Raw genomic sequence first — 12,747 nt, forward strand, 5'->3', positions numbered from 1 at the left:
ACGCGCGGGTTGAGCGGTGCGTGCGGCGTGGGGGGTGGGGGTGGGGGGGTGTTAGGGGCGGGGAGGGTCGGTTAGGCGGTCCAGGTGGGCGGCCAGTTCGTCGGTGAGGAGGAGGTCGGTGCGGATCTCACCGTGCGGGTAGCCGGCCCGACCGACCATGTGGGCGGCGACCGGTGCGGTGGCCAGCTGGAAGACCCCGATCAACACCAGCGTGGTGATGTCCACCCCGGTACGCAGCCGTAGACCGCACCCGACCAGCACCAGCAGCAGCCCGAGGACCTGTGGCTTGGCTGCGGCGTGCATGCGGGTGAGCAGGTCGGGAAAGCGCACCAGGGCCACCCCGGCGGCGAGACTGAGCAGGGCACCGCTGATCAGGCAAACGGCGGCGACGATGTCGAGTACGGCGTCGAGGCTCATTTGCTGTTTCTCCGTGCGGCGAAGCGGGCGACGCTGACCGACCCGACGAAGCCGAGGACGGCGAGCACCACCAGCACCGGCAGCGCGGTGGCGTCCCGGCTGTAGGCGGCCTCGGTGGCGATGGCGGCGACGATGATGGCCAGCAGCACGTCGGTGGCCACGGCCCGGTCCAGAATCGACGGGCCACGGATGATGCGGGTGAGGGTGAGCGCACCGGCCACGGCGAGCAGCGCGGTGACGGTCACGGCGACGATGGTCATGCCGCTGCCCCTTCCAGGTCTAGCGGTGGCGGTGGGGTCTCGCGGACGCGGCGTTGCTCGTCCGGTGAACCGATGGCGGCGACGATGCGCTCCTCCAACTCCAGCACCCCGCGCCGGAACTTCTCCACCTCGGCCAGGCTGTCGACGTTGATGACGTGGATGAACAGGGTGCCGGTGGCGCGGTCGGCCTCCAGGATCAGGCTGCCCGGCACCAGGGACAGCGCCTCCGCGGCGAGGGTCAGGTTGAGGTCGGTGTTCACCCGCAGGCGTACCGCGATGATGGCGCTGCGCGGCACGTGCCGGGGACGCAGCGCCATCCAGGCGATCTGGACGGAGGCGACGACGAGGTCACTCAGGAAGCGCACCAGGAACCGGGCCGCGCCGAGCGGGTGGATGCGCCCCGCGAAGGTGACCGGCGGCAGTGGGAAGACCGCCAGCAGGACGGCGGCCACCACCAGCCCACTGATCACGTTGGCCCAGGACAGCGTGCCCCAGAGCAGCACCCAGACGACCACCAGGAAGATCACTGCGGTGATCCGGTTCCGGCGTCGGGCGGTAGGGCTCAGTGGTGGGTTCGGCGGGTCGGTCGGGTCCGCCGGGGTCATCGAGTCGGGCCTCACGGCGCACCTCCCGGGAAGACTGCGTCGACGTACGGGGTGCGTTGCAGCAGGTCGTTCGCGGCGTCCGTGCTCAGGTCGAACAGCGGACCGGCCACCACCGTCAGCACCAGGCCGAAGACCACCAACGCCACCGTCGGCGCGATCATCAGACCGGGCAGCACGGCACCGGTCTGCGCGGCGGCGCCCGACTGCTGCGGTTGTATCGCTCCGTCGGTACGGGCCGCCTGCTCCGAGTCGTCGGCCGAGGGCATGTCCGGGTGCGGCGCCCGCCAGAAGGCCAGGTTCCACACCCGCGCCACCGCGTACAGGGTGAGCAGGCTGGTGAGCAGGCCACCGGCGACCAGGATCCAGGCCAGCACGCCACCGTCGTCGATGCCGGCCTGCACCAGGCCGAGCTTGCCGAGGAACCCGGAGAACGGTGGGATGCCGGCGAGATTCAACGCCGGTACGAAGAACAGCACGGCGAGGATCGGCGACAGCCGGGCCAGGCCGCCGAGGCGGTCCATGGCGGTGCTGCCACCTCTTCGTTCGACCAGGCCGGCGGCGAGGAACAGGGTGGTCTGGATGGTGATGTGGTGCACCACGTAGAAGATCGCCGCGGACAGCCCGAGTGACGAGGTGAGCCCGACGCCGAAGAGCATGTAGCCGATATGGCTGATCAGCGTGAAGGACAGCAACCGTTTGATGTCGGACTGGGCGACCGCGCCGAGGATGCCGACCACCATGGTCAGCACCGCTGTCACCAGCAGCAGGGTCGCGGTCCGGCCGCCGGGGAACAGCAGCGTCTCGGTACGGATGATGGCGTACACGCCGACCTTGGTCAGCAGGCCGGCGAAGACCGCGGTGACCGGGGCGGGTGCGGTGGGGTAGCTGTCCGGCAACCAGGCCGACAGCGGGAACACCGCGGCCTTGATGCCGAAGGCGAGCAGCAGCATGCCTTGCAGCAGCAGCCGGATGTCGTCGGGGAGGGCGTCGAGCCGGTCGACGAGCTGGGCCAGGTTGAGCGTGCCGGTCGAGGCGTACACCAGACCGATGGCGACCAGGAAGATCACCGACGAGAGCAGGCTGACCACGACGTAGGTGGTGCCCGCCCGGATCCGGGTCTCGGTGCTGCCCAGGGTGAGCAGCACATAGCTGGCGACCAGCAGGATCTCGAAGCCGACGTAGAGGTTGAACAGGTCGCCGGAGAGGAAGGCGTTGCACACGCCGGCGGTCAACACCAGGTAGGTGGGGTGGTAGACCGACAGCGGAGTCTCCTCGTCGCCGTCGGCCATACCCTGCCCGATGGAGTACACCAACACGCAGAGGGTCACCGCGGCGGAGACCACCAGCATCAACGCGGCGAGTTGGTCGGCCACCAGGACGATGCCCAGCGGGGCGGCCCAGCCACCGACCTCCACCACGAGCGGCCCGTTCAGGCTGGACTGGATCAACAGCGTCGCGGCCACCGCCACGGTGGCGGCGAGCACAGTGAGGCTCACCCACCGCTGGGCGCGGGGCCGGCCGAGCAGCAGCAGGGTCAGGGCCGCGCCGAGCAGTGGCATCACCACCGGCAGCGGAACGAGGAACGTCATCCGGCCCTCCCCCCGTTCGCCGTGGCGGACAGCCGCCGCTCGTCCTCTGTCGGTGGATCATCGTCATCGTCGCCGTCGACGTCGTCGTCCGGCACCTCGTCGCGGTCCGCGAGATCCATGATCCGGCGGTCCTCGACGTCGTCCTGGACCTCGTCGTGCCCGTTGAGATGCCAACTGCGGTACGCCAGGGCGAGCAGGAACGCGGTCATGCCAAGGGTGATCACGATGGCGGTGAGGATCATCGCCTGTGGCAGTGGATCGCTCATCTCCTCCTGCGGAGTGGTGCCGACGATCGGCGGGCCACCGGCGCGCCCACCGGTGAGCAGCAGCAGGTTCGCGCCGTTACCGAGCAGGATGACGCCCATCAGGACCCGGGTGAGGCTGCGTTCCAGCAGCAGCGTCACGCCGGCGGCGACGAGCACGCCGACCACGATGACGTAGGTGAGATTGGGGCTCACACCAGCTCCTTTTCCCGTACCTCGTCGTCCTCGGTCTCGTGCTGGCGGTCCATCTCGGCGCCGAGGCTGCGCAGGATGTCCAGCACCAGGCCGACGACGATCAGGTAGACACCGACGTCGAAGAAGGCCGACGTGACGAAGTGGATGTGACCCAGCACCGGTAGGTGGAAGTCGAGCAGGGCGCTCTGGAGGAACTCCCCGCCGAGCAGCATCGCGGCCACGCCGGTGCCGACGGCCACGAACAATCCGGCGCCGAGCACCACACCGGCGTCGACGGGTGCGGCGCCGTTGAGTTCGGTGCGACCGCCGGCCAGGTAACGCACGGCCAGGGCCAGGCCCGCGACCAGACCGGCGGCAAACCCGCCACCAGGGGCGTTGTGACCACTGAACAGCAGGTAGATGGAGAACAGCACGATGGCGTGGAACAGCAGCCGGGTGATCACCTGGAGGATGACCGACTGGGACCGTGCGGTGGCGCCGGTGGTCAACCAGCGGGGCCGGTTGTACTCCGTCCGGCCGCCGCCGGGGATGTCGCCACGCCGGTCGAGGTCGCGGGCATGGCGGAAGATCAAGCTGGCCACGCCGGTGGCGGCCACCACCAGCACCGCGATCTCACCCATCGTGTCCCAGGCCCGGATGTCGACCAGGGTCACGTTGACCACGTTCTTGCCGCCGCCGTAGGACACCGCCTCGTTGGGGAAGTCGACGGAGATCGGGATGGCCTGGCGGGCACCCGCCGCGACGTAGGCCATGCCGGCGGTGACGGCGCCGACGGCCACACCGATCGCGACTCTCCCGCGCCGGCTGGAGCGGATCGGGCGCTCTGAGAACTTCGCCGGCAGTCGACGCAGCACCAGCACGAACATCACGATCGTGACGGTCTCCACCAGGAACTGGGTCAATGCCAGGTCGGGTGCGCCGTGCAGGATGAACATCAGCGCGATGCCGTAACCGGCCACGCCGACCAGGATCATCGCGGTGAGCCGACGCAGGGCGCGGGCGGCCATGACGGCGGCGATCACCACCATTGCTGCGGCGACTCCCTGCAACGGGGTGTCCCACAGATGGAAGCGCTGTGGCCAAGGGCTGCCGGCCAGCAGCGCACCGCCCGGCAAGACGACCATCACCACCAGGATGACGCCGAGGTAGAACGGCAGCGAACCACGCTGGGTCCTACCGGTCAGCTCGACGGCGAGCCGGTCGATGGCGTTGATGCACTTCTTGTACGCCACGGCACCGTCGAACGGCAGCCGCATGGTGGCCCGGACCCGCTCGCGACGCATCAGGGCGAACAGCCCGGCACCGCCGGCCACGGCCAGCACGGAAAGGCCGAGCGCCGGGGTGAGGCCGTGCCACAACGCCAGGTGGTAGCCGGGCTCGGCGGACTGGTAGAGGTCGGCGTACGGGGCAAGCAGGCGATCCACCGCCGGGGCGAGTACGCCGACGGCGACCCCGGCGAGGGCCAGCACGGCGGCCGGGGTGAGGATCGCCCAGGACACCGGGCGGACCGTGGTGACCGCGACACCGGGCTTGTCGGCGAAGGCGCCCCACAGGTACCGCAGCGTGTACGCCACGGTCAGCACCGAGCCGAAGATCACACCGGCCAGCACCACCAGGTCGGCGGTGCCGCCGTGCAGCAGCGCCTCGACCGCGGCCTCTTTGGCGACGAATCCGGCCATCGGCGGCAGACCGGCCATGGAGGCCGCGGCGAGCCCCGCCACCACGGCCAGGGCGGGGGCGCGGCGCCCTACACCGCTGAGTTCACGCAGGTCACGGGTGCCGGTGGCGTGGTCGATGACGCCGACGGTGAGGAAGAGGGCGGCTTTGAACAGCGCGTGGGCGAGCACCATGGCCACGCCGGCCAGCGCGGTGTCCCGGGTCCCGGCGCCGAGGATCACCATGAGCAGGCCGAGCTGGCTTACCGTGCCGTAGGCCAACAGCAGTTTGAGATCGACCTGGCGCAGCGCGGACCAGCCGCCGAGGAACATCGTGATCAGGCCACCGACGAGCAGCACCGGCCGCCACGGGGCGACTTCCGCGACGGCGGGGCCCATCAGGGCGACCAGGAAGACGCCCGCTTTGACCATGGCTGCGGCGTGCAGGTACGCGCTGACCGGCGTGGGCGCCGCCATCGCGCCGGGCAACCAGAAGCTGAACGGGAAGATCGCCGACTTGCTCAACGCGCCCAGCAGGACCAGCACCAGGGCGGTCGCCAGATAGCCGCCGCTGGGCAGGTTCTCGGCGACGGAGGACCAGCGGTAGCTGCCGGCGTGCTGGCCGAGCATGATGAACCCGGCGAGCATCGCCAGGCCGCCCAGCGTGGTCACCAGCAACGCCTGCATGGCGGCCCGTCGACTGGCCCGCTTCGCCGGGTCGTAGCCGATCAGCAGGTAGGAGAAGACGGTGGTCAGCTCCCAGAACACGTACAGCAGCAGCAGGTCGTCGGAGACGACCAGGCCGAGCATCGCACCGGCGAAGGCCACGAACACCGCGGCGAAGCGGCCCAGGCCCGGGTCGTCGGAGCGGAAGTAACGGGCGCTGTAGGCCAGCACCAGTGCACCTACGCCACCGACCAGCACGACCATCAGCCAGGACAGCGTCCCCATCCGCAGCGCGAGCTCCAGGCCGAGCTGCGGCACCCAGGTCACCGTCTCGACAACTGGCTCGCCGGAACGGACTCCGCCGGTGTGTGTCAGCGCCCACGCCAGCGTCGCTCCAGGGACCAACGCGACCACGTAGAGGGCGTGCCGTCCCCAGAGTCGCACCAGCGCCGGGGCGATCACGGCTGTCAGCGCATGGACCGCCACCAGAACCAGCACACACCCTCCTCGGGAGATCATCAGTCGGTGCAACGACCCTATCCGGTAAGGACCGCTGTCTGCATCTGCCGTGATTTGGATCAAAGGTGTGTCCGGCGACAGAGCACTCAGAACGTCGTTCGAGTTCACCGGTGTTTCACAGTTGGAATCACGGCCGAAACCCGCCGTCGATCGGCGAGTCCGCTTCGGTCAAAAACGTTCGTTCAGTCCTTTAACACCCGGCGTCCCCGCCCGTCGTCGCGATCGATCCGCAGCTCCCGCTCAAGCTCGACGATGAGGGTGCGCAGATCGTCGAGGCGCTGGCTGATCGCGATGCGGTCCAGCTCGTCGGGGACCCCGTCGCCATCCTCGTCGTAGCCGGGGGCGAGCCCTTCGGTCATCTCCAACCGGCGCGCCTCCTCCATGGAGTTGACGAAGACGGCGATCAGAATGTTGAGCAGCAGGTTGACCGTGATCACCACGAAGCTGCCGTAGTAGAGCACCGTCCACGGCGACACCGCCATGCCCTGCTCGATGAGGTCGGGCAGGGTCTCCAGGGACAGCAGCACGAACAGGGTCAGCAGGGACCGTCCGATGTCCCCGTACTGCTCCGGGTAGACCTTGCCGAAGATCAGCCATCCGGCCATGCCGTAGACGTAGAGGGTCACCACGGCCAGGGCGAAGAAGCCACCGATGCCCGGCAGACTGCGCCACAGCGCCGCGACGATCGTGCGCAGGCCGGGTGAGAACCGCACCAACCGCACCATTCGCAGCACCCGTACGACGCGCAGCAGCGCCGAGTCGCCGTGCAGGCCCGGGATGAATATCGCCGCGATCACCATGAAATCGAAGACGTTCCAGCCCTGCCGGAAGAAGTCCTGCGGTCGGCGTCCGTAGGCCAGCAGCCGGATGGCGATCTCGATGACGAAGATCACCCGGAAGCCCCACTCGACGGCGTGCAGGGCGGTGCCCGCCGCACCCAGGTCGGGGTAGGTCTCCAGCCCGAGGACCACGCCGTTGGCCAGGATCACCGCGACGATGGCGAGCTCGAACGGACGGGAGGCGGCGATCCGCGCGCACGCGTCGACCAGCCCGGACCGTTGTGAGTCGACCGGCCCGCGTCGCTGGGCCGGTACAGGCGCACCATGACTCACCGGACAGCTGACCTCGGCACGAGCGCTGGGGCCGGCTGCGCCAGCCACCGTGCGTCACTTAGGCATCGACGTACGGCAGTCATGGCCGACAGCCTACGGGGCGACTCCGGCCAACATCACCCGCCCAGCCGACGAACCAGGTTCATGATATTTCGCACACCGCTTCGGAAGTCGCGGTTGCACCTGCCGGCGGCGCCTGCGCAGGTGAGTGGAGCGTCCGGGGTCGGGGGCGTCAGCCGGCCGAGGAGCGGGCGACCGGCAGGTCGAAGTAGGTGTCCGGCCAGGGTTCGTCGCGGTAGCGGAAGTGCCACCACTCCCGGTCGTAGCCGACGAACCCGCCGTCGGTCATCAACTGCCGTAGCAGCTGTCGGTTCGCTCGGGCGGTCGCGCCGACCCCGGTGGCGTCGGTGTGCGCGAGCGGGTCGAAGCAGTCGTAGCCGGTACCCATGTCGACGCTGTTGTCGCCGAACCGCTCCGACTGCCCGGCGGTGCAGGCCACCAGGGGCTGGCCGGGAACGTATTCAGCCTGCCGGGGCGCGGGTAGGTCGACCAGCGTGACGTCGACCGTGCTGCCCCGGCTGTGGGCGGTGGGGGCGCCGAGATAGCCCCGGTCGAACAGGTCCGACTTGGCCACCCTGGGGTAGAACTCGCCCTTCATCTGCTGGTCGTCGAGGCGGCGCGCCCAGGTCAGGAACTCGTCCGCGGCTGACTGGGGGCGGTAGCAGTCGTACACCTTGAGGGTGTGGCCGGTGGCGAGCGCGGCGTCCTGCACCCGACGCAGCGCCTCGGCGGCCCGGGCGGTGAGCAGGCACACCGGCTCGGCGTAGCCGGTGACCGGCCGGCCGACGAAGTTGTGCGGACCGGCGTACCGGATGTCGGTCAGGATGCGGGAGTCCACATCGGACAGCACGACGAAACCCGGCCCCGTCGGTGCCGGCGACGGTTGTGGTGCGGACGGTTGCGGTGCGCTCTGCGGCCGGCTGCACCCGGTCACCGTCACCAGGCCCACCACCAGCGCCGCAACCACCTTCGACCAGCCCAGCTGGCGGCCGACGGGCGGTGCCGGCCGCCGCCGTCTGCCGGTCAACCGCGCGAGGTGGGTACGCGACCCGCGGCACGCAGCCGGCGACGACGCCCGATCAGAGCGCCGACCAGTACGGTGAGGCCGACAGCGAGGAGCAGGTACGAGACCGACCGGAGCTGGTCGGCCAGCGCCTGCCGGCCGGTCGTCTCGCCACCGGACGCGCCACCGGGCAGCGCCTGTGGTGGCATCGTGGTGGGCGGTGCGGAGGCGGTGGTGGCGCCGGGGCGCACCAGCACACCGACCGAGGCGTCGCGGGGCAGGGCGAAGCCCCAGTCGAGCAGCGCGGCGCCCTGTTGCCAACCACGCTGGTCGATCACGTCAGCGCCGAGCAGGGTGACCACGAGCCGACGTCCGTTGCGCTCGGCCGCACCGACGTAGGTGTGCCGGGCGAGGTCGGTGTAGCCGGTCTTGCCGCCCAGCGCACCCGGGTAGCGGTAGAGCAGCTGGTTGTCGTTGTCGATAGTGAAACCCTTGGCGCGCTGCTTCGGCTGGGCCGGGATGTCCGCCTCCTGAGCGGCCACGTACCGCCGGAAGTGGTCGTCAGCGAAGCAGGCCCGGGCGATCAGGGCCAGGTCGTACGCGCTGGTGAACTGCCCCGGACCGTCCAGCCCGGAGGGGGTCGCGGCATGGGTCTGGTACGCGCCGAGCAGCCGGGCCTGCTCGTTCATCGCACGTAGGCCACCGGCCATCCCGTCCGCGCCGCCGCCGAGGCGGGCCAGTGCGTTGGCCACCTCGTTGCCCGAGCGCAGCAGCAGTCCCAGCCAGAGCGTCTCGATCCGGTACCGGCCACCCTCCACCAGTCCCACCGCCGAACTGCCCGGCTCGATGTCGAGGTCGCCTGCGGTGATGGTGACGACCTCGGCCGGGTCCAGCCGGGGCAGCATGGTCGCGGCCAGCAGCAGCTTCTGCACGCTGGCCGGGGTGGCGTACTCGTGTGGACCGCAACCACCCAGCACCTCCCCGGTGTCCAGATCGGCCACCAACCACGAGGTCGCGGCCACCTTCGGCGGCGCCGGCACCTGCGGCGGTACGGCGAGACCGGCGGTCGCCAGTTGGGCACCGCCGACCGCCCGCGCAACCGGGTCCGGAGACGGTGTCGCCGACGGTGTCGGACCGGGTGCGGGAGGCGCTGGGCGCGGGCAGGGCACGGGTGCCGCCGCGGCGGCACCCGTGACGGGCACCAGCGGTGATGTCAGAAGCGCCGCGGTCACCGCCACGGCCAGGCCGGAGACTCTCACAGCCATTGACACTATCGGGTGAATTCCGACGGGTCCGGCGAATCGACCAGCACGGAGGTCTCCCGAACTGTCAGCGCGAGGGCGAGGTACGTCGCGGGGCACCTTCCGACCGGTGAGTCACCGCCGTCGGCGATCGGCGGCGCGACTGCGTCGTGCGGCGAGCACGGCCAGTGCGATCGCGGCCGCACCCACGGCCAACGCCACATACATGCCCGCGCCCGGAGCGTCACCGAGGGCGGCCGAGGTGGTCACGTTCACCGGCGGCACCCGGTCGACCTCCGGCGTCGGCGACGCCGGTCCGGCAGCCAACTCCCCCGGCTCGACCAGGCGGCCCACCGTGGCGTCGCGCGGCAGACCGAATCCCCAGTCGAGCAACGCGGCACCCTGTTCCCAGCCACGCAGCGGCCGGGGCTCGGCACCGAGCAGCGTGACGACCAGGCGGCGGCCGTCACGCTCGGCGGCCCCGACGTAGGTGTGCCGGGCATAGTCGGTGAAGCCGGTCTTCCCGCCGAGCGCGCCGGCATAACGGTAGATCAGCTGGTTGTTGTTCTGGATCTGGAAGCCCTTGGCGTCCAGCGCCTTCTGGGCCGGGATCCGGGTCCGCTCGGTGCGCACGTACTTGCGGAAGGTGGGGTCGGCGAAGCAGGCCCGAGCGATCAGGGCGAGGTCGTACGCGCTGGTGAACTGCCCCGGGGCGTCCAGCCCGGACGCGGTGACCGCGTGGGTCTGGAGAGCGCCGAGTAGGCGGGCCTGCTCGTTCATGGCCCGCACTCCGCCGGCCAGACCGTCCGGCCCGCCGCCGAGGCGGGCCAGCGCGTTGGCCGCCTCGTTGCCCGATTGCAGCAGCAGCCCCAGCCAGAGCTTCTCCACCCGGTACCGACCGCCGGGAAGCAACCCGACCGCTGAACTCCCCGGCGCGATGTCCAGGTCCGCCCGGGTCACCTCGACGACCTCGGTCGGGTCGAGTCGCGGCAGCATGGTCGCGGCCAGCAGCAGCTTCTGCACGCTGGCCGGGGTGGCGTACTCGTGCGGACCGCAACCACCCAGCACCTCCCCGGTGTCCAGATCGGCCACCAACCACGAGGTCGCGGTCACCTTCGGCGGCGCGGGCGCCTGCGGTGGCACGACGAGACCCGGGGTGGCGAGGGCTTCCCCGCCGACGACCCGGTGCTCCGGTACCGCCGCCGGCGGAGTCGGGCGCGGCGACCGTTGCACCTTCGGCGCCTTCGCCTTCGGGCAGGGTGTCGCGGTGGGCACGGGTGCGACACCCTGCGTTGTCGCCGCCGCACCAGGAGTCACGGGAACGAGCACCATCGCGAGGACGGCGAAGACGGTGGCCAGCGCCCGGAGATCCATGAACACGCAGACTAACGGCAAGATCCCGGACGTCCCACCCCGCCGGTGCGGTCCCGACGCCGGCCTTGCGCGGCGAACTGATTGAACCGATCGCTCACGCACCCCGTATCCACGAGCGAACCACACCCAACGCCCGGACCTGCGGCGGGAGCGCTCCCGAAGCACGTCCGGCCATACCCGGAAGCACGACGCGCAGGCGGAGTCATCGCCGTCGTCGGGCTGCCCTCCGGGCAACCACGGCACATCAGCCGGGCGGGTGGCCGACCTCGTCGACCCGTCCGGCCGGTCAATCATGAGGAGAGATGCATGGTCAGGCGTACGCTACGACACCGGAAGCACGCGGCCTTGAAGGTCGGCGGGGTCGGCCTCCTCGCGGTGGCGCTGCTCGGGGCCGGCCTGACGCTGGCTTCGGCCGACGACGGTGCCCGCACCGGCGCGCAGACGGCGAACTGCCCGACGGTACGGGACAAGCTCAGCAACGTACCCGCCGCCGCCATCGCCGGTGTCGAACAGGAACTGGCCAACCTCGACAAGCAGATCGAGGAGGCCAACGCCCGGCTCGCCCAGCAGGCCGCCAACCCACAGGGTGGCGCCAACTTCATCCGCAACGCCATCCTCGGCCCGTTGGCCAGCAAGCGCGTCGCCGCACTCGACCGCATCGGCATCAACATCAACCGTGTCGGAGGGCAGCGGCCCGACCTCAACAGCCTGGCCACCTGTGACCTCAACCCCCCGGGCACTCCCAGCGCCCTCAACCGCGACGCCGGCAACGGCAACGGCAACGGCAACAACGCGGGGAACGGCAACGCGGGCAACAACAACGCCGGGAACGGCAACGCGGGCAACAACGCCGGGAACGGCAACGCGGGCAACAACGCCGGGAACGGCAACGCGGGCAACGGCAACGGCGGGGTCGGCGTCGCACAGACGGTGAGCTGCCCGAGCGTCGCAGACCGGCTGCCGGCCGTACCCGCACGGGCCGCCGCCGAGGTCCAACGCGAACTGGCCAACCTGGACAAGCAGATCGCGGACGCCGACGCCCGCCTGGCCCAGCTGGCGATCCGGCCCGAGGGCGGCCCGAACTTCGTCCGGAACGCCGTGATCGGCCCGCTGGAGGACCGGCGTGTCGCCGCCATCAACCGGATCGCCACCGCGATCGGTCGGGTCAACGGCGACCGGCCGGGCAACCTGGTCAATCTGGCCCGCCCCTGCTCGGCGCGCTGAGCCCGATCGGCCCGGGGTGGGCGGGGTTGCGACCCCCGCACCCCGGGCCGTGCCACGTTCGGCGGCGGGGTCACGGCAGGTCGCGCTCGCGCAGGTAGTCGTGCAGCTGCGGCGGAGGCCGCTCGGCCTCGCCCGTCAGGCCGTGCCGGGCAGGCGGCGCAGCCAGCGACGCTGCCACGGGGTTTCCACCGCACGGGGGCGATAGGCGGCACGGACCCAGTCCACCGCCTGCCCGGCGGGCAGCCCGTCGAGGATCGCCAACGCCGCCAGGGCGGTGCCGGTACGCCCGGTGCCGCCCTTGCAGGCCACCTCCACCCGCTGGCCGGCGTAGCCGCGCCGCAGCGCCTCCCGCAGCGCGTCCAGCGCGTCGGCCCGGTCCGTCGGCACCCAGAAGTCCGGCCACCGTACCCGCCGGTGCGCCCAGGCCGGTGCCGGCCCGGGCGCGAGCAGCAGACTGAAGTCGGCCGGCGAGGCGGCATCGGCGATCCGCCGCCCGCGCACCCGCACCCCGCCGGGTAACTCGACCACCCCGGTGCCGTCGTCCCAACCGGACCCACCAACCAT

12 protein-coding genes are annotated in these 12,747 nt (G+C 71.0%); 1 reads left to right on the top strand and 11 read right to left on the bottom strand.

What is annotated here, in order from left to right:
- Positions 1 to 51: 51 nt before the first annotated feature.
- The 10 genes from mnhG to AB0M35_RS24515 form a co-directional block, all read right to left on the bottom strand.
- Positions 52 to 417 carry a monovalent cation/H(+) antiporter subunit G gene (gene mnhG / locus AB0M35_RS24470; protein ID WP_363748135.1) on the bottom strand — a complete coding sequence of 122 codons (366 nt, stop codon included), beginning with the start codon at positions 415 to 417 and terminating at the stop codon, positions 52 to 54.
- Positions 414 to 677 carry a monovalent cation/H+ antiporter complex subunit F gene (locus AB0M35_RS24475; RefSeq protein ID WP_363748136.1) on the bottom strand — a complete coding sequence of 88 codons (264 nt, stop codon included), beginning with the start codon at positions 675 to 677 and terminating at the stop codon, positions 414 to 416. Before AB0M35_RS24475 ends, mnhG begins: the two co-directional genes overlap by 4 nt.
- On the bottom strand, positions 674 to 1,297 hold the full coding sequence (locus AB0M35_RS24480) for a Na+/H+ antiporter subunit E (RefSeq protein ID WP_363748138.1): 624 nt from the start codon (positions 1,295 to 1,297) through the stop codon (positions 674 to 676). The genes AB0M35_RS24475 and AB0M35_RS24480 overlap by 4 nt, the downstream gene beginning before the upstream one ends.
- The gene (locus AB0M35_RS24485; protein WP_363748139.1) at positions 1,294 to 2,871 is read right to left on the bottom strand and encodes a Na+/H+ antiporter subunit D; all 1,578 of its coding nucleotides are present in this window, start codon (positions 2,869 to 2,871) and stop codon (positions 1,294 to 1,296) included. Before AB0M35_RS24485 ends, AB0M35_RS24480 begins: the two co-directional genes overlap by 4 nt.
- The gene (locus AB0M35_RS24490) at positions 2,868 to 3,329 is read right to left on the bottom strand and encodes a Na(+)/H(+) antiporter subunit C (RefSeq protein WP_363748141.1); all 462 of its coding nucleotides are present in this window, start codon (positions 3,327 to 3,329) and stop codon (positions 2,868 to 2,870) included. Before AB0M35_RS24490 ends, AB0M35_RS24485 begins: the two co-directional genes overlap by 4 nt.
- The gene (locus AB0M35_RS24495) at positions 3,326 to 6,148 is read right to left on the bottom strand and encodes a Na+/H+ antiporter subunit A (RefSeq protein WP_363748142.1); all 2,823 of its coding nucleotides are present in this window, start codon (positions 6,146 to 6,148) and stop codon (positions 3,326 to 3,328) included. Before AB0M35_RS24495 ends, AB0M35_RS24490 begins: the two co-directional genes overlap by 4 nt.
- A gap of 203 nt (positions 6,149 to 6,351) precedes the next feature.
- Complete coding sequence (locus AB0M35_RS24500; protein ID WP_363748144.1) at positions 6,352 to 7,281, bottom strand: ion transporter; 930 nt, start codon at positions 7,279 to 7,281, stop codon at positions 6,352 to 6,354.
- A gap of 232 nt (positions 7,282 to 7,513) precedes the next feature.
- Positions 7,514 to 8,368, bottom strand: a complete 855-nt coding sequence (locus tag AB0M35_RS24505) for a M15 family metallopeptidase (protein WP_363748145.1) — start codon at positions 8,366 to 8,368, stop codon at positions 7,514 to 7,516.
- Complete coding sequence (locus AB0M35_RS24510) at positions 8,365 to 9,603, bottom strand: D-alanyl-D-alanine carboxypeptidase (RefSeq protein WP_363748146.1); 1,239 nt, start codon at positions 9,601 to 9,603, stop codon at positions 8,365 to 8,367. The genes AB0M35_RS24505 and AB0M35_RS24510 overlap by 4 nt, the downstream gene beginning before the upstream one ends.
- A 117-nt stretch (positions 9,604 to 9,720) precedes the next feature.
- Positions 9,721 to 10,959 carry a serine hydrolase gene (locus AB0M35_RS24515; protein ID WP_363748147.1) on the bottom strand — a complete coding sequence of 413 codons (1,239 nt, stop codon included), beginning with the start codon at positions 10,957 to 10,959 and terminating at the stop codon, positions 9,721 to 9,723.
- Positions 10,960 to 11,265: 306 nt separating this feature from the next.
- On the opposite strand from AB0M35_RS24515, the gene AB0M35_RS24520 reads away from it, so the two are divergent.
- Positions 11,266 to 12,183, top strand: a complete 918-nt coding sequence (locus tag AB0M35_RS24520; protein WP_363748148.1) for a hypothetical protein — start codon at positions 11,266 to 11,268, stop codon at positions 12,181 to 12,183.
- 135 nt (positions 12,184 to 12,318) lie between these two features.
- Here the strand turns inward: AB0M35_RS24520 and AB0M35_RS24525 are convergent, their stop codons facing one another.
- Positions 12,319 to 12,747 carry a protein-tyrosine phosphatase family protein gene (locus AB0M35_RS24525; protein WP_363748149.1) on the bottom strand — a complete coding sequence of 143 codons (429 nt, stop codon included), beginning with the start codon at positions 12,745 to 12,747 and terminating at the stop codon, positions 12,319 to 12,321.

Origin of the sequence: Micromonospora sp. NPDC051196 (assembly GCF_040682415.1) — a bacterium.
Lineage (GTDB): Bacteria > Actinomycetota > Actinomycetes > Mycobacteriales > Micromonosporaceae > Micromonospora.

Excerpts from the sequence above, each read along its gene's own strand:
- mnhG (WP_363748135.1), bottom strand. The coding sequence starts at position 417 with ATGAGCCTCGACGCCGTACTCGACATCGTCGCCGCCGTTTGCCTGATC.
- AB0M35_RS24475 (WP_363748136.1), bottom strand. The coding sequence starts at position 677 with ATGACCATCGTCGCCGTGACCGTCACCGCGCTGCTCGCCGTGGCCGGT.
- AB0M35_RS24485 (WP_363748139.1), bottom strand. The coding sequence starts at position 2,871 with ATGACGTTCCTCGTTCCGCTGCCGGTGGTGATGCCACTGCTCGGCGCG.
- AB0M35_RS24515 (WP_363748147.1), bottom strand. The coding sequence starts at position 10,959 with ATGGATCTCCGGGCGCTGGCCACCGTCTTCGCCGTCCTCGCGATGGTG.
- AB0M35_RS24520 (WP_363748148.1), top strand. The coding sequence starts at position 11,266 with ATGGTCAGGCGTACGCTACGACACCGGAAGCACGCGGCCTTGAAGGTC.
- AB0M35_RS24525 (WP_363748149.1), bottom strand. The coding sequence starts at position 12,747 with ATGGTTGGTGGGTCCGGTTGGGACGACGGCACCGGGGTGGTCGAGTTA.